At 39.4% G+C, this 17,766-nt stretch carries 11 protein-coding genes; 6 read left to right on the top strand and 5 right to left on the bottom strand.

What is annotated here, in order from left to right:
* Positions 1-23: 23 nt before the first annotated feature.
* The 3 genes from ACIPUA_RS01710 to ACIPUA_RS01700 all read left to right on the top strand — a co-directional run bounded on the left by ACIPUA_RS01710 (position 24) and on the right by ACIPUA_RS01700 (position 8,214).
* Positions 24-4,961, top strand: coding sequence for a DNA repair ATPase (locus tag ACIPUA_RS01710; protein WP_131680792.1), 4,938 nt, complete (start codon positions 24-26; stop codon positions 4,959-4,961).
* Entirely contained in the window at positions 4,961-5,524 is a 564-nt protein-coding gene (locus ACIPUA_RS01705; RefSeq protein ID WP_166686689.1) for a rhomboid family intramembrane serine protease, read from the top strand. The genes ACIPUA_RS01710 and ACIPUA_RS01705 overlap by 1 nt, the downstream gene beginning before the upstream one ends.
* Positions 5,525-5,724: 200 nt before the next feature.
* Positions 5,725-8,214, top strand: coding sequence for a penicillin G acylase (locus ACIPUA_RS01700; RefSeq protein ID WP_244058180.1), 2,490 nt, complete (start codon positions 5,725-5,727; stop codon positions 8,212-8,214).
* Positions 8,215-8,252: 38 nt separating this feature from the next.
* Here ACIPUA_RS01700 and ACIPUA_RS01695 read toward each other — a convergent pair whose 3' ends face one another.
* On the bottom strand, positions 8,253-8,915 hold the full coding sequence (locus ACIPUA_RS01695) for a helix-turn-helix transcriptional regulator (RefSeq protein ID WP_042846792.1): 663 nt from the start codon (positions 8,913-8,915) through the stop codon (positions 8,253-8,255).
* Between the two features lie 74 nt (positions 8,916-8,989).
* Between ACIPUA_RS01695 and ACIPUA_RS01690 the strand changes: the two genes are divergently transcribed.
* Positions 8,990-10,399 carry an MFS transporter gene (locus tag ACIPUA_RS01690; protein ID WP_449059221.1) on the top strand — a complete coding sequence of 470 codons (1,410 nt, stop codon included), beginning with the start codon at positions 8,990-8,992 and terminating at the stop codon, positions 10,397-10,399.
* A 48-nt stretch (positions 10,400-10,447) separates the two neighbouring features.
* Here the strand turns inward: ACIPUA_RS01690 and ACIPUA_RS01685 are convergent, their stop codons facing one another.
* Positions 10,448-11,935, bottom strand: a complete 1,488-nt coding sequence (locus tag ACIPUA_RS01685) for an MFS transporter (RefSeq protein WP_449059220.1) — start codon at positions 11,933-11,935, stop codon at positions 10,448-10,450.
* Between the two features lie 94 nt (positions 11,936-12,029).
* On the opposite strand from ACIPUA_RS01685, the gene ACIPUA_RS01680 reads away from it, so the two are divergent.
* Together ACIPUA_RS01680 and ACIPUA_RS01675 are read left to right on the top strand one after the other, a co-directional pair.
* The gene (locus tag ACIPUA_RS01680; protein WP_048605644.1) at positions 12,030-12,575 is read left to right on the top strand and encodes a TetR/AcrR family transcriptional regulator; all 546 of its coding nucleotides are present in this window, start codon (positions 12,030-12,032) and stop codon (positions 12,573-12,575) included.
* A gap of 70 nt (positions 12,576-12,645) precedes the next feature.
* Entirely contained in the window at positions 12,646-13,503 is an 858-nt protein-coding gene (locus tag ACIPUA_RS01675; protein ID WP_449059219.1) for a hypothetical protein, read from the top strand.
* A 438-nt stretch (positions 13,504-13,941) separates the two neighbouring features.
* On the opposite strand, the gene glmS is transcribed toward ACIPUA_RS01675, so the two are convergent.
* The 3 genes from glmS to atpC form a co-directional block, all read right to left on the bottom strand.
* Positions 13,942-15,774: a glutamine--fructose-6-phosphate transaminase (isomerizing) gene (gene glmS, locus ACIPUA_RS01670; protein ID WP_042846795.1), complete on the bottom strand. Its 1,833-nt coding sequence runs from the start codon at positions 15,772-15,774 to the stop codon at positions 13,942-13,944.
* A gap of 210 nt (positions 15,775-15,984) precedes the next feature.
* Positions 15,985-17,355 carry a bifunctional UDP-N-acetylglucosamine diphosphorylase/glucosamine-1-phosphate N-acetyltransferase GlmU gene (gene glmU / locus ACIPUA_RS01665; RefSeq protein ID WP_042846796.1) on the bottom strand — a complete coding sequence of 457 codons (1,371 nt, stop codon included), beginning with the start codon at positions 17,353-17,355 and terminating at the stop codon, positions 15,985-15,987.
* A gap of 124 nt (positions 17,356-17,479) precedes the next feature.
* A partial coding sequence (gene atpC / locus ACIPUA_RS01660; RefSeq protein ID WP_449059218.1) for an ATP synthase F1 subunit epsilon occupies positions 17,480-17,766 on the bottom strand: 287 nt, incomplete at its 5' end.

The raw sequence follows: 17,766 nt of genomic DNA, 5'->3' as shown, positions 1-17,766 counted from the left end.
TAGTTAAGGGAATTTGCTGCACCATGTCAGATATTCAGGATACGGATCGCGAACAAGAAATACTCGATAGCGCTGTCGCAGAAGGGGGGGCGTATGAAATATTGCGTAAGCGCCTAACCGAGCAAGGTCAGCAACTTCATCAAAAAGCTTCGTTACTGAATGAAAAACGGCTAGAAGAATTTGGCCAAAGCCAAATGGATATTATTGGCCGCATTCGTATTCGTACTGAAAATAATTGCCAAGCAAGGGACATTGTTCGTGTTGGTGAATGGCTTTTATTTGGTTATAACGTTTTCCTCGGGCTTAAAAAAGAAACTCACCTTGAAGATGTTTTTTCATTATATCGACTCGTCGAAGGTGAGGATGAATTTGATGTTGAAGCCGTCCCTTACGAAGAAACCTTTTTAAGCGATAATCGCTTTGTTCAAGATTTTACTGAACTGTACACTTACTATAAAAACACCCAACTCCTTCAGCTTGTTGAAAGGGATGGGAAACTTCTCGCCAGTTTCCAAATTGGTGACCGCATCACTGATGTCCGTGTTTTCCGTTGGTCTATATCAAGTGATAAGCGCCGTATCGAATATATAGATAATCGAGGTGAGCGGGACATAGCTCTTCCTCCCGCGTATGACTTTGAATGGCATAAAACCACACGCGAAAACACGGTTAATGGTCGTTACCCTCATCTAAATATTCTTGATACTGTATTTATTGAAACTATCGGTGGCGACTTAACAATTAAGTGTGAAAATAATACTGAAGATGGTTTAGGGATTTATCGGGAAGCTGTTCTGGATAAAAACCAGTCTCTTGATGACGCACAAATTGAATACGCTCAAACAGGCAGCTTAATTATATTAAAGGTTCTGCCTTACCGAGAAGAAAGCTGGCGTTATCTGGTTTACAACACATTATCCCAATCAGTACAACGCATCGATGCCATTGGGCAAGCTTGTGTTCAGCTACCTGAAGATCACGGCATTATTTTCCCTGGTGGCTACTATTTACAAAATGGCGATTACAAAACCTTTGATCAGCCCATGGAGGGAATGCGTTTTCGTCGTTTACGTCGTTCTCCAAATGGTGAAGATGTCTTATATGTTTTCTATTCCCCAAACCAAGGTCGCCTTGCCCTATTTAACTATAATTTAATCGAACGTACATTATCCGTTCCGCTTATTGGGCATGGTTACGCCATGTTTGAAGATGGCAAAATGGTACTGTTTGAAGGTGAAGGGGAGGAAGCCACCCGAGTGCATCCTATGCAGGTTTGGCAAACACCTTTTTACTCAGAAGAGTTTGCAGATCAGCAACCAACCCGGAGTGGTTTTTTTGGGCGTATAGGTAATGCTGATTTAGTAAGGGGTATTTCAGAAATTTTGCATGTTGCAAAAGAGATAGAAGGTAACCAAGTTTCTATTGCGCGCTATGAACAACTTAGCCAACAACCCAAAAATTTATTAGATCTCTATTATTGGCTCAGCGATGAACAGTGCCTAAGTATTGGTAAATTACTGAAAGAGATTACTCAGACTAGTGAATTAGTTCTTGATGAGTATGAAAAAGTTGAGAGTATTAGGCAACAATCCGCCAAATCAATGAATGAGGCTGTCAGTCGTCAAAAATCACTACTTTCTTTGACACTGCCTGATGGTTGGACTGATATTCAACAGTTTGTTGATGGCTTAAATTCTCTCAATGCACATCGAGGGCATTTAATTTCATTACGTGAATTTCGCTATATGGATTTAGAACAACTCAGCGAAATGGAAAATGAAATAATTGAAGCTCAGCAATCTGTTTCACAAGCAACCGCAGCGTTCCTTGCAAGCGATAAAGCATTACTACCTTTTAAATCACAGCTTGCTATTTTTGAAGAACAAATAGAAAAATCACAAAACAGTGCTCAGTTAGACGTCCCCATGAATGACATGGAAAAAATGTCTGCTGATTTAGATATGTTATCCAATTTAATGGCATCATTGTCTTTTAACGATGTCACTCAACAAACAAGTATTATTGATGCTATCTCACAAATATATGCACAATTAAACCAGTCTCGTGCTCGCTTACAACAAAAACGAAAATCTCAAAGTAGCGTGGAAACTGTCGCGCAATTTGGGGCTCAATTTCGCTTGTTTAGCCAAGGGATCACCAATGCACTTTCCCTTGCCTCTGACCCTGAAAGTTGTGATGATCAGCTATCAAGATTACTGGTTCAATTAGAAGAACTGGAAAGCCAGTTTAGTAGCCATGATGAATTTCTCGATGATATTCTTGCTAAACGTGAAGAATTACTCGAAACCTTTGAGTCCCATAAACAAGTTCTAATTGACGACCGCCAACGTCGTGCTCAAAACTTATTAACCGCAGCAGATCGCCTACTCGATAGCTTGCAACGTAGAACCGTCCGTTTACAATCTCAAGATGAACTTAACGCTTTCTTCGCATCTGATCCCCTCGCATTAAAAACTCGCGAAATTATTGAAAAACTAAGGGAAATTAACGATAACGTTAAGGCAGATGATATCGATGCTCGTTTAAAAGCCTCTCGCGACCAAGCTATCCGCGTCCTAAGGGATAAAACAGATATTTTTGAAGATGGCGGCAATATCATTAAATTGGGTCGTCACCGTTTTAGTGTGAATACCCAAGAACTAGACCTAACGATTTTACCTAAGAATGATCAACTGTGGGTTTATCTAACAGGGACTGATTTCCAAGAACCTATTGAGAATGCAGAGTTATCACAGTTACGACCTTATTGGAGTGCATCACTAGAATCTGAGTCTGATACCGTTTATCGTTCAGAATACCTTGCTTATTCTATTATTTATGCGGCAACCAAGCGCCAAGACGGGCTGGATTTTAGTCTTCTAAAAAGTGCGTTAACTTCCCCAGAAAAACTTGAGAAAATTGTCCGTGATTTTGCTAGCCCACGTTACAAAGAAGGCTATGAAAAAGGTATTCATGACCATGATGCCGTTGCACTACTGAAAAAATTACTGCCAATCGGTGAAAATGCAGACCTTCTACGTTATAACCCAACAGCCCGTGCCATTGCTGCAATCTATTGGGAACAAGTACAAAACGAAGATTACCCTGCTCAATGGCCGGAACGCGCAAGAACGGCAATGAATATTCACCAATTATTCCATAATGATAATGCCCTACTTGACCTACAAGCCGAAATTGAAGCTGGTATCAGCTTATTTTTACAAGATAACCCAATTCAATGCCAAGGGTATGTACAGACTCAGGCTGCTGAATATCTAAGTTTTGCCTTAGCGAGAACACCCATAGAATTGGTTTATAGTAAATATGCTAGGGAATTAGTGCTCGCATTACAAAGCCGATTGGAAGATGCGCATATGTGGCTCGATTTCAATCGTTCACAACAAAACTTAGGTACTCGCTATGCTCAACGCTGGTCATTAATTCAAAACTGGCTACAAGGGCTATGTTCTGTACCTGAATTTTCTCATCTAGAACCTTATATACCAGGTGCAATCGCGATTATCATATTAGATAAAGTCGCCTCTGCCCGTTATAGTGAAGCTGACCTTTACTTTAAAGTTAGCGGTTTGCTAGGTGAGCATCCAACGATTGAAAACCAGACTTTATCCTTAAGTTTAGATAATTACTTTGGTCGTATGCGTGGGCAAAGGAAACGTTTTATTCCTGAATTTCGCCAGTATCAAGCATTACGACAACGCATTATTGCCACAGAACGTAGTCGCTTAAAACTTCATGAGTTCAAAGCCAAACCACTGAGTTCATTTGTTCGTAATAAATTGATAAATGATGTTTATTTACCAATTATTGGTGACAATATGGCGAAACAAATAGGGGCTCTTGGGGAAGGGAAACGCACCGACCTAATGGGGCTACTATTAATGATATCCCCACCAGGTTATGGTAAAACTACCTTAATGGAATACGCGGCAGATCGCTTAGGGTTAATTTTTATGAAAGTTAATGGCCCTGCTCTTGGGCATGATGTGCTTTCCCTTGACCCCGAACAAGCACCTAATGCCACGGCAAGGCAAGAACTTGAAAAGCTGAATTTAGCCCTCGAAATGGGGAATAATGTGATGCTATATGTCGATGATATACAACATACACACCCTGAGTTTTTACAGAAATTTATTTCCTTATGTGATGGAACAAGGCGCATTGAAGGGGTTTGGAAAGGAAAAACTAAAACTTATGATATGCGAGGCAAAAAATTCTGTGTCGTCATGGCCGGTAACCCTTATACCGAGTCAGGAGAAGTGTTCCGTATTCCAGATATGCTAGCAAACCGTGCTGATATCTATAACCTCGGGGAAGTATTAGGTGGGATGGATGATGCTTTTGCATTGAGTTATATCGAAAATAGCCTCACATCTAACCCTGTATTAGCCCCTCTAGCGTTACGGGACCTTAATGACCTCTACTTATTTGTCGACAAAGCTATGGGGAAATCAATCTCAACTAACTCACTCAGCTACCCATATTCTGATGCTGAAATAAATGAAATTACTTCAGTAATCAAAAAAATGATTAAGTTACGAGATATTGTATTGAAGGTGAACCAACAGTATATCGCAAGTGCAGCCCAATCAGATAAATACCGTACAGAGCCGGCTTTCCGCCTACAAGGTAGCTATCGAAACATGAATAAATTGAGTGAAAAGGTTTCTTCAGTTATGAATGACGATGAGCTAGAAAGGTTACTTGATGACCACTACCTTGGGGAAGCTCAACTTTTAACCACTGGTGCAGAAGAAAACTTACTTAAACTGGCTGAAATACGTGGCACTCTTTCTCAGAAAGATGCTAAACGCTGGCAGCAAATTAAGAAAGACTTCATGCGTAATAAAGCACTTGGTGGCGATAATGCCGATATTGGTGATCGGGTCGTGGGCCAGCTAGCTTCATTAGTAGAAAGCGTCCAAGCCCTTGGTAACCCCTGATGAACTTTTTGCAAGGTTACCCGCGTATTAGGCTATTAATTTTTCTGGTAGCAATTTTTATTATTGTTCAGTTAATTAATAGTCTAACAGCGGGTGGGTTAACCCCCTTTGGGGTTGTCCCTCGAACCATGACCGGGTTACTAGGCATTTTTTTTGCCCCCTTTATCCACGGTAGTTGGGAGCATCTATTCAGCAATTTACCGCCATTTATCATTTTAAGTGCCTTGCTACTTCATCGCACAGTTAAAGCTTATCTACTGGCGTCATTGTTTATTATCAGTGTTGGTGGTTTAGCTGTTTGGTTACTAGGCCGTAATGCTATCCATATCGGTGCTAGTGGCTGGGTTTTTGGTCTATGGGGCTTACTCATTGCCCAAGGCTTTTTACGGCGAAAATGGGTTGATATTGCCATTGCATTATTCGTGTTATTTTATTTTGGTACGATGGCTAGCGGCTTGCTCCCCATTAACCTGTATATTTCTACTGAATCCCATATTGCTGGTGCCCTAGCTGGTATCACCTACGCATGGTTAGCTAATCGTTACGACAAAAAAACGCGTTGATCTTCGCTCAAATAACCCCACCATTTGACTCATTTTTTATATTTTTTCCCATTTTACGTATCCCTTTTTGTGAGCTTGATTCACATATTAATAATTAACTTAAAATTAACCAATAATTAACAATGTAATAATGCTAGTCTCAAAAAACAATAACGACAATGGAGACACAACCGATGAAAAAAAAAGTCATACCTATCGCAATGGTTTTCGGGTTAACCACCTTGTCATTCACCTCACTTGCCGCACACACTACACAAGTGAAAATTGAACGAGACAGCTATGGTGTTCCTCATATTTATGCCGATGATACTTATAGCCTTTTTTATGGGTATGGTTATGCTGTCGCACAAGACAGGCTGTTCCAAATGGAAATGGCGAAACGCAGCACACAGGGCACGGTTTCAGAAGTGTTAGGTAAAGATTACATCGCTTTTGACAAAGATATTAGAACTAACTATTGGCCAGATTCTATTCATCAACAAATAACTCATTTACCGACAGAACAGAAAGATATTCTAAAAGGTTATGCTGATGGAATGAATGCATGGATAAAACAAGTTAATGAAAAACCAAATGAATTAATGCCTAAGCAGTTTATCGATTATGGTTTTTTACCTTCACAATGGGATAGCTTTGATGTTGCCATGATCATGGTTGGTACAATGGCAAATCGTTTTTCTGATATGAACAGTGAAATTGATAACCTTGCATTACTTACTGCACTGAAAGATAAGTATGGTGAACAAATGGGAGTAAAAGTCTTTGACCAAATTAATTGGCTTAATAACCCCAATGCACCAACAACCATCTCACCGCAAGAATTTACCTATTCAGATTCAAAAAATAACAAAATAACAACACAATTGAATCAAATTAATGATTACCGTTTAACGGCTCCCATGTTTGATCGACCCGCTAAAAATAACTCAGGTAAACTTATTGCTCTTTCCCCTAAACAAAACAATGCGTTAATTTCCCAACAGTACGAACAAGGTGGAGCTAATGGGATTGCGGGCTACCCCACCACCAGCAATATTTGGTTAGTGGGGAAAAATAAAGCTTCTGGCGCAAACGCTATTTTACTCAACGGCCCTCAGTTCGGTTGGTTTAACCCCGCATATACCTATGGTATTGGTTTGCATGGTGCAGGGTTTAACATTGTTGGAAATACTCCTTTTGCCTACCCAGCTATTTTATTCGGTCATAATGGCCATATTTCTTGGGGGTCAACGGCAGGGTTTGGCGATGGTGTTGATATCTTTGCTGAAGAAGTTTCACCTGAAAACCCCAATAATTATTTACATCAAGGCCAATGGAAAAAAATGCTAACACGCCAAGAAACAATCAACGTAAAAGGCGAAAAACCGGTTACCTTTGCTGTTTACCGTACAGTTCATGGCAATATTATTAAGCGCGACGACTCTACTCACACCGCTTACAGTAAATCTCGCGCATGGGATGGGAAAGAAGTATCATCATTAATGGCATGGGTTAAACAAGGGCAAGCACAAAATTGGCAGCAATGGCTAAACCAAGCAAAGGACCAAGCCCTCACAATTAACTGGTACTACGCCGATAAAGACGGAAACATCGGCTATGTTCACACCGGTCATTACCCAGATCGCCAAGCTAACCATGATCCGCGTTTACCTGTTCCAGGAACAGGTGATTGGGATTGGAAAGGTATGCAACCCTTCGAAAACAACCCTAAAGTGTATAACCCTAAATCAGGTTATATCGCTAACTGGAATAATTCCCCCGCAAAAAATTACCCTGCGAGCGACCTTTTTGCTTTTCTCTGGGGCAGTGCGGATAGAGTGACAGAGATAGACAACCTCATAGATTCTTATGATAAATTAACATCAGATGATATGTGGAATATTTTACAACAGACTAGCCGTGTTGACCTCAACCGGCGTTTATTTATGCCTTATTTAAGCCAAGCTACTGAAGCCTTACCAGCTAGTGATAACGCTGCCAAATTAGTCTCAATACTCAAACAATGGGATGGTATAAACCAATTATCCAGTGATGGTAAACACTATATTCACCCTGGTTCAGCCATCCTTGATATTTGGTTAAAAGAGATGCTCAAAGCTACATTAGGCCAAACGATCCCAGCCCCATTTGATAAATGGTATCTTGCAAGTGGTTATGAAACCACACAAGAAGGGCCTACAGGGTCATTAAATATTAGCACGGGTGCCAAGTTACTTTATGAATCACTACTGGGTAATGACTCCGCTATTCCTCAAACAGTGGATATTTTTTCAGGTCAATCCAAGAATACTATCATCCGAAAAGCACTGGATACCACCTACCAAAAAATGAAAGATAAATACGGCGACGACCCTGCAAACTGGCAAACCAATGCTACTGCATTAACTTTCCGTGAAAATAATTTCTTTGGGGTTCCACAGGCTCTAGCAAAAGAAAATTTCCATCAAAATGAATACCATAATAGAGGTACAGAAAATGACCTTGTGGTATTTACTGAAAATGGTGTTCAAGCGTGGGATGTTGTTGCTCCTGGTCAAAGTGGTTTTATTTCGCCCCAAGGCAAACGCTCACCCCATTACCAAGACCAGCTTTCACTGTACAACCAGTTCGGTAAAAAACCATTATGGTTAGATAAACAAGAACTGGCGCCACATATAGAATCAACGGAAACACTCACTGTTTATCAATAAGCTTATTTTGATAACTAAATACCAAGACTTCTTGGTATTTAGTTTTTAACTGTGACTCGATATACACAACGTGCCGCACCATTTAGCAAGTATTGCTCACGCACAACACTCCCCTCGTCACCGACTACCTCGCTAAATAAAGTTAATTCCGAACGGCAAAAGTTTTGGCAAACCGTCGCGGCAGCACAAATTGGGCAATGATTTTCAATAAATAACCAACTGTCATTATCTTGCTCAACTTTCGCCATATAGCCTTCCTCGCTCCGGACTTCTGCTAATGCTGCTAAACGTTCCGGCAATGCCAAACCTTTACAACGTGCAAAATATTTATATCGGCTTTCCTCTTCTCTTTGGCTTATCAGGCGCTCTAAACCCTCATCACCAAAAATAGTACGAACAGAATCAATTAATTGCAGAGCTAATTGCGCATGGGTATCAGGAAAACGCTGGTGCCCTAATTCAGTGAGAACCCAATTTTGCCGAGGCCTTCCTGCTCCAGTTTGTGACATACACTGAGCACCTTCCACTAACCCTAAAGTAACTAACTTTTGAAGGTGTTGCCGTGCAGCCTCCCCCGTCAGATTTAAATCTTTAGCGATTACTGCTGTAGATATTGGCCCTTTCGTTTTAATACAAAAAAGGACTTTATCTACGGCTTGAGTGAGATTTAAATTATCAAAGTAATTACTTGCCTTAATCATTATACGACTCTATTATCCAATACATTACTTGGATAATACCTCTTTTCTGACTATTCCGTCTAGCGGGTCTCTCTATGAGCAATAAAACACCAACAACAGCACAGGGTAAATGGGCTGATTTACTCAGTGGTTCCAATGCATTACTCACAATAGCGCTCACTGGAGGCGTTGCCTTACACGCTATTAATATTTATATCGTAACAACCATATTACCCAGTGTGGTTAACGATATTGGTGGTCTTGAATATTATGCATGGAATACCACGTTGTTTGTGGCAACTTCAATTGTCGGTTCAGCGCTTTCCAGCAAAATTTTAGATAGCTTTGGGCCTAAATTTGCCTATTTAATAGCATTAATATTATTTTCCCTTGGGTCTATCTGGTGTGCGGCTTCCCCATCTATGTTGATATTACTTGGAGGTAGAGCGCTACAAGGACTTGGTGGGGGGATTTTATTCACACTAAGTTATGCTTTGATCCGAATTGTTTTCACAGAAAATTTATGGTCACGGGCGATGGGCGTCGTTTCTGGTATGTGGGGAATAGCGACCTTATGTGGCCCAGCCATTGGTGGTATTTTTGCAGAGGGAGGTCATTGGCGCTGGGCATTTTGGGCCCTACTCCCTGTAGCCGTTTTTTTATCCTTAATTGTCATCGGACAACTACCAAAAAGGCAAAACCAGCCACCTCAAACGGCTAAAATTCCTTTCTTAGCAATATCATTACTTGTTATCTCAGTTCTTGCTATTTCAATTGGTAGCTTATCGGAAAAATTACTAGCAAACCTGATTGGCTTATTCATTGGCCTCGCCACACTTATTATTATTGTGTTGTTAGATGGGAAAAACGGAAAACGTTTATTACCAACCGGCTCCTATTCGTTAAAAAATCAGCTTGGTGTGATTTTTTTAACTATGTGCTTACTTGTTGGTGGTATGACAACAGAAATTTATGTACCTTATTTTCTTCAAACCATTCATCACTTTTCACCATTATATGCAGGGTACTTAACTGCGATCATGGCTGCTGGCTGGACAATAGGGGCACTATTTAGTGCAAATAAAACAGGTAAGGTAGTCATTCAGATTATAAGAGTCGGGCCGGTCATCATATTTATATCTCTGATTGTTCTAGCAGTATTGACGCATAACCAGAAACTGACCGAATCTTTACCTTTATTTATTATTTACTTAATTGCTATGGCGGGCGTTGGGCTAGGTATTGGCATTTGTTGGCCTCACCTCGTTCTACGTGTATTTAATAATGCGCCAAAAGGGGAAGAAAACCTTGCATCTTCTTCAATAATTACTATTCAGCTATATGCCACGGCCTTATCAGCAGCTCTTGTTGGTGTCGTTGTTAACAATAGTGGGCTAATCAGCCCCGGCGGAATGTTGGGGGCACAACAGGCATCTATCTGGCTATTTGCGTTATTTGCCCTTAGCCCGTTGATGGCTATCATCATGATCCGTAAAGTGAAATAATTAAATCCAACTAAAATGGGAGCAACCTAGCTCCCATTTTTAATTAATTCAGTGTTTTTTAGTACGCATAAAGTACGGTAGAGCCAATATGCTAACAAGCAAGACAACAATCGTCGCTATCATAACCACTAAAAAGGCATGATCAAAAGCAATATTAGCCTGATTAATTAATCTGTTAGCACTGTCTAATGGTAGCTTTTCAGAAACCAGCAACGCTTCATCAATGCTATCATAGACCTTATTACTGACCGCTAAATCATCTGGAAGGGATAGCTTTAACGTATAAACAGCACTCATCAACCCCCCCATAAAAGTCACGCCAAGTACACTACCAATTTCATAAGCAACCTCTTCAAGAGAAGCTGCCATACCTGCTTTTTCTTCGGATGCACTTAACATTACCGTTGTAGAAGCCGTAGTAAAAATAGCCCCTAACCCAAAGCCAATCAAAAATAAGAATGAAAGTAATAATAAACCTGTTGATGTTTTAAATACCCACGCTAAACCAACAACACCAATTAAGGTACATGTAAACCCTAAAACAGCTAATTTTGTTTCACCTAACTTATGCAAATACACCCCCGCTAAAGGGGCTGAGATCAACGAGGCAATAGGAATAGGCATGATATAAAGCGCCGCGTCAAATGGCGTATAACCTAGTACCAACTGTAACCGCTGACTAAGCAGCAGTTCGACCCCAACAATAACCACAAGGGATATAATTGCCATCAAGATACCAGCACTAAATTTAGGATTTCTCAATAAGGCAAAATCAATCATTGGCGATTCCGATGTGATTTGCCGATGCCTAAAGACCGCCAAAAAGACCACACCAATAACCCCAGAAGCCATTACAGCAGTCCAATCTGTATAAGCTTTACCTATTTCTTTTAATGTATAAATAGAACTGATAAGCCCGATCAAAACTAAAATAGCACCCAGTACATCGATTTTTTTGGTGTTATTTCCACCGCATTTAGGAACCAAACAATAAGCAAATGGTAAAACTAATAACACAACAGGAACATTAATTAAAAAAACAGAACCCCACCAAAAATGGTTAAGTAAGATGCCGCCAATTAAAGGGCCAATAGCGGCACCACCTGATGCCACAGCAGACCAAATACCGATTGCGAGCGCCCTTTCTTTTGGGTTTAAAAAAACATTCCTAACAATCGCTAATGTCGCAGGCATACTTACAGCAGCACCAACAGCGAGGAAACCTCGAGATAAAATTAAACTCATCGCCGTTGGCGAAAAAGCCGCACATAATGACGCTATGCCAAATAATGGTAGCCCCAATAAAAACATCTGCTTATGACCCACTTTATCGCTTAACATTCCCGCAGCAGGCAATAAACCTGCAACCACTAATGGGTAAGCATTCATAATCCATAGTTTTTCAGATGCGGTCGCACCTAAATCATGAGTCAACTTGGGCAGTGCGGTATAAAGCACAGTAACATCAATAACTATAAGAAATAACACACTTGATACTAACAGAAGTACTATCCAGCGTTTATAATCGGCTAACATAAAATTCTCTCAATGAGTTTAGTTGATCACGCTTTATTGATGATCGTGCTATAATATAAATCCATACGTATGTATTGAAAAGAGGTTTTTCTAAATGGGACGTCAACGAACGATTGATCGCGATAAGGTACTGGATACCGCTGAAGAAATCGTCATTACACAAGGGGCCGCAGCCCTGACTATTGATGCTGTTGCAAAAGCAATGGGGATTTCTAAAGGTGGAGTTCAGTACTGCTTTGGCAATAAAGAGGCCCTTATCGATGCGATGTTTGAACGTTGGGGCCGATCCTATGATGAAGTATTCAACCGAGTTATTGAGCAAGATAATAGCCCAGAAAGGAAAATTTTAGCCCATCTACAAGCAACCCATGAGCACGATAAAGTCTCAATGGCCAAAGGTGCGGCCTTAATGGCGTCATTATTACAAACGCCGGAATACCTTAAAAGTACACGTATTTGGTATCGTGAACGTATTGAAAACCTGGATACATCCACAGAAAAAGGCAAACAGGCAAGAATTATTTTTCTAGCAACTGAAGGCGCTTTTATGCTGCGCTATATGGGATTAATGGAAATCGATGATAATGAATGGCAATCTATATTTAGTGATATGATTAACTTATTGAAAAACGACTCATAACATCCTTTTTTAAAATAAATAATCTCTTAATTTTAATATCATTATACAACATATTTAAATGGAGATTATTATGAGACCAATTATTATCAATGTTGATTATAAACATAACCCAAATAAAATATATAACATTTCCAACAAGGTCACACTAAAAAACAAGATAGTAAATATAGCAAACAAAAACATAGAACTAAATTATAAAAAAGAAATTATATCAAACAAAATAAAAAGCGATAAAAAAAACATAGAAAGTATAGATAATATAGATTTGTTTTCTAGAATAATTAGAGAAAAAAATGTAATTTACACTCAATCACAAAATAAAACACTACCACCACAATATATTAATTTAATTAAAAACCACCGAAAAACATTCATTCCAACAGGGAATAATGATCATACCATAGTCCTATGTTCCGGCGATCTCATCGGAAAAGGGGTATATGGAGCCGCCTATAGGATAGGTAACTTTGTTATCAAAATACCCAATGATGACAATATACAGAAAAGTAATAAAAACACCGAGTACTCTCGCTGTTCAAATGTATTAAATGAAATAAATAGGGATAATGATTTTTCTCGAGGAATCACATTAAAAAATGGTAAACAAGTACTAATTACCAAATATGTCGATGGTAAGTCTATAACTGGAAAAAATGCATTTGACTTTGTAAAAGAGAAAGGGCGTATTTTATTTGATTATGGTTCTGAAGGAAATGTTAAAATAGATAAGAATGGAAAAAAATATGTTATTGATGTCGACTTTGTAGCACAAGCTACTGGGTTAAAAAAATATCCCTCATTAGGAACCCTAACAATACATGAAATTTATAAGGATATATTTACTATAAACCCACTTAAAACGAATAATGAAAAGCCTTTTTATTATTCTGAAATAGAAGATCTTTTACCAAAATTGAAAGGAAAGTGAAATAACATCCTTACTAACGATACTATTCCACAACACAGGGTCATTTTTCTTACAAGGAAAATGACCCTGATGCAGGAAAATGAGTGACTAAACCAGCGGTATAAAGCTGTTCTATAATTAACAGATCAAAATTATAATTCGGTGTTAATTTTTCATACCTCCGATTATCAAGGCTATCTAAATACATTAGGTTTTCATCAGCACAACACCGTATAAGTGCAAGTAAAAAAACACTATTTTCAAAATAAAGATCATTGATACTTAACGCATTTTCTTTTTTTATAAAGAAGAGGTTATCAATATATTCAACTTTTTCTTGCCTTTCTTTTTTATTTTCTATACGTATACAATCAACACAAATATGTTCAAGATTGCTTAAATTTGAAAAAAAAGCTCATTACGGTTAAATAATGAGCCCTTTATTAATCAATTTATTAATTACTCAACCGTAACAGATTTCGCTAAGTTACGAGGCTGATCTACATCAGTACCTTTAATTAATGCGACGTGATAAGACAGTAATTGTAATGGGACAGTATAAAAAATTGGTGCAATCAGTTCTTCAACATGAGGTAAAGAAACGATTTTCATATTTTCACTGGCTTCAAATCCCGCGTCTTTATCAGCAAACACATACAATAAACCGCCGCGAGCACGCACTTCTTCAATATTTGATTTAAGCTTTTCAAGTAACTCATTATTAGGAGCAATAATAATGACAGGCATATCTGCATCGATTAACGCTAATGGACCATGTTTCAATTCACCCGCAGCGTAAGCTTCCGCATGAATATATGAAATTTCTTTCAATTTCAATGCCCCTTCAACTGCTATAGGGAATTGATCACCACGACCTAAGAATAATGCATGGTGCTTATCAGAAAAATCTTCCGCTAATGCTTCGATGACTTTATCTTGAGACAACATGCTTTCAATACGGGAAGGGAGCGCATGTAATGCATGGGAAATATTTTCTTCCAGCTCAGGGTTTGCGCCTTTTAAACGCCCCATATACGCCACTAACATCAGTAAAACAGTTAATTGTGTAGTAAATGCCTTGGTTGATGCCACGCCAATTTCTGCACCCGCTTTTGTCATCAACGCAAATTCTGATTCACGTACCAATGAAGAGCCTGCAACATTACAAACAGCTAAAGAAGTCAGATAACCTAATTCTTTAGATAAACGCAATGCCGCTAATGTATCCGCCGTTTCACCTGACTGAGACAACGTGATCATTAAACTATTTTTACGATGTGCTGGATTGCGATAACGATACTCTGAAGCGATTTCCACATCACATGGAATACCTGCTAAGGATTCAAACCAATAGCGCGCAACCATGCCTGCATTGTAAGATGTTCCACAAGCAACAATTTGAATATGCTCAACTTGAGATAAAATATCACCGGCTTTAGGGCCTAATTCGCTCAAATCGATGCCATTGTCTTTGTCAAAACGCCCTTCAAGGGTGTTTTTAATTGCCATTGGCTGTTCGTAAATTTCTTTTTGCATGTAATGACGATAAACGCCTTTATCACCTGCATCATATTGAACATTTGATTCGATTTGCTCGCGTTCAACAGGGGCACCGTTATTATCAAAAATACGAACAGTACGGCGAGTAACTTCCGCGACATCACCTTCTTCAAGGTAAATAAAACGACGAGTCACAGGCAGTAGTGCTAATTGGTCCGATGCTAAGAAGTTTTCACCCACACCTAAGCCAATAACCAATGGGCTACCAGAGCGTGCGGCGACTAATAATTCAGGAATACGGCTATCCATAATTACCGTACCGTAAGCACCGCGTAATTGTGGAATAACACGTTGAACCACTTCCACCAGTGACCCACCTTTTTGTTGTTCATGGTGAACAAGGTGAGCAATCACTTCAGTGTCAGTCTCTGAACTAAAGACATAACCGAGTTTTTTCAGTTCTTCTTTCAGTTCTAAGTAGTTTTCAATAATACCATTATGAACAACTGCAATATAACCTGACGTATGCGGGTGAGCATTACGTTCACTTGGAATACCATGAGTCGCCCAACGAGTATGCGCAATCCCCGTTCCACCTGATACAGGGTTCTTTTCCGCTTCTTCCGCCAGCATTTGCACCTTGCCCACTTCACGTAAGCGTTGTAGATGACCTTCGTGATCAACAACAGCCATACCAGCTGAGTCGTAACCACGATATTCAAGACGACGAAGACCTTCTAACAAAATTTCTGCGATATCACGTTGTGCAACAGCACCTACAATTCCACACATATTTTATTGATTCCTAGACAAAAGGCTCTTTCTATAGAGACCCTTATTTTGTCGTAACCTAATTGTTGTACAGTTTTCACTGTTCCCCAGCCTTGTAGAAAATGGGGATATTTATTTTTATATTGCTACCTTAGGTAGCTATTTTAATCTTTGCTATTTATTAGCGTTTTTATCATAGGAGAGATATCGCTATCACTCCTTAATATTTACTTATTTTTTCTTAACTGGACGTTGCCAGTTTTTTATATGCATTTGCTTTACACGGCTAACAACAAGCTCATCTTCATTCACATCACGAGTCACTGTCGTACCAGCACCAATGGTTGCACCTTTTGCCACTGAAACTGGCGCGACTAATTGGGTATCAGAGCCTACAAATACATCATCACCGATAATGGTTTTATGTTTATTAGCGCCATCATAGTTACAAGTGATAGTTCCAGCACCAATATTCACGTTATCACCAATTTGTGCATCACCGAGGTAACTCAAATGGCCAGCTTTAGAACCTAACCCTAAAGACGCATTTTTCATTTCAACGAAATTACCTACGTGCGCTTTGGCCGCTAATTTAGCACCTGGGCGTAAACGCGCAAAAGGGCCAACCGTGCATTCTGATGATAAATCAGAGTTTTCTATTACTGAATATGGGCTAATAACTGAGTTATCCCCAATTACACAGTTTTTCAAAATACAGCCAGATTGAATATGGACGTTATTGCCTAATGTCACATCGCCTTCAATGATCACATTGGTATCAATAATAATGTCACGACCATGAGTCAATGTTCCACGCAGGTCAAAACGTGCAGGGTCGATTAGCATCACCCCCGCTAATAACAGTTTTTCAGCTTGTTCTTTCTGATAAACCCTTTCTAACGCAGCCAATTGCAGACGGTTATTCACGCCTTCCATTTCACTTAAATGTTTAGGATGAACAGTTGCAATTTTATTCCCTTCTTTATGCGCTAATGCGATGACATCTGTAATGTAATATTCGCCTTGTGCATTATCGTTGTTTAGCTGAGCCAACCAACGTTTAAAATCTTTACCACTAGCAACCATAATACCAGTATTGATTTCTTGGATCTTACGTTGCTCTTCAGTCGCATCTTTCTGTTCAATAATACCGACAACTTCATTATTTTCACGAATGATACGTCCATAACCACTTGGATTATCTAAGATAACGGTCAGTAAACCAATTCCACCTTCAGGTTTCACTTCAATTAAGCGATCTAAGGTATCTTTGGCAATCAATGGGACATCACCATATAACATGACAATGTCTTCATCATCTTGGAAGTTTGGTGCAGCTTGTTGCATCGCATGGCCCGTTCCAAGTTGTTCGGCCTGCAATACCCAATTTAGGTTTTGCTCACCCAGTTTTTCCTTCAGTAAATCACCGCCATGTCCGTATACCAGATGAATATCTGATGCACCAATGGATTTTGCTGTATCTATAACATGCTGCACCATCGGTTTGCCCGCAAGTAAATGCAAAACTTTAGGTAGATTTGAATACATCCGTGTGCCTTTACCGGCAGCTAAAATCACGACACTTTTTCTTTGCACAGTCATTTTTCCTGAAACTCCAACTTAGGGATGAAAGTAAACCTATTTCCTTTATAAATTACTACATATTTCGTTCAAATAAAAAAGCCAGTTAGGGTTAACCAACTGGCTTTTTTCTATACTGCTATCATTACATTAGCTTTTTAGTCAATTCGATCACTCGAAGTTTGGCTATTGCTTTTGCAAGTTCTGCCGATGCCTGAGCATAATCAACATCACCGTGTGCTTTACGGACGTGTTCTTCCGCTTTACGTTTAGATTCCACTGCTCGAGCTTCGTCTAAATCTTTACCACGGATCGCTGTATCAGCGAGTACGATAACACCGTTTGGTTGTACTTCTAAAATACCGCCGGAGAGGTAAATTAGTTCTTCTTCACCAAACTGCTTGGTAATACGTACCATGCCCGGTTTTATGG

The sequence above is a fragment of the Providencia sp. AGC89 genome, from assembly GCF_053543535.1.
The sequence above is the reverse complement of the archived record's forward strand: the minus strand, read 5'-3'. Positions and strand labels throughout refer to the sequence as shown.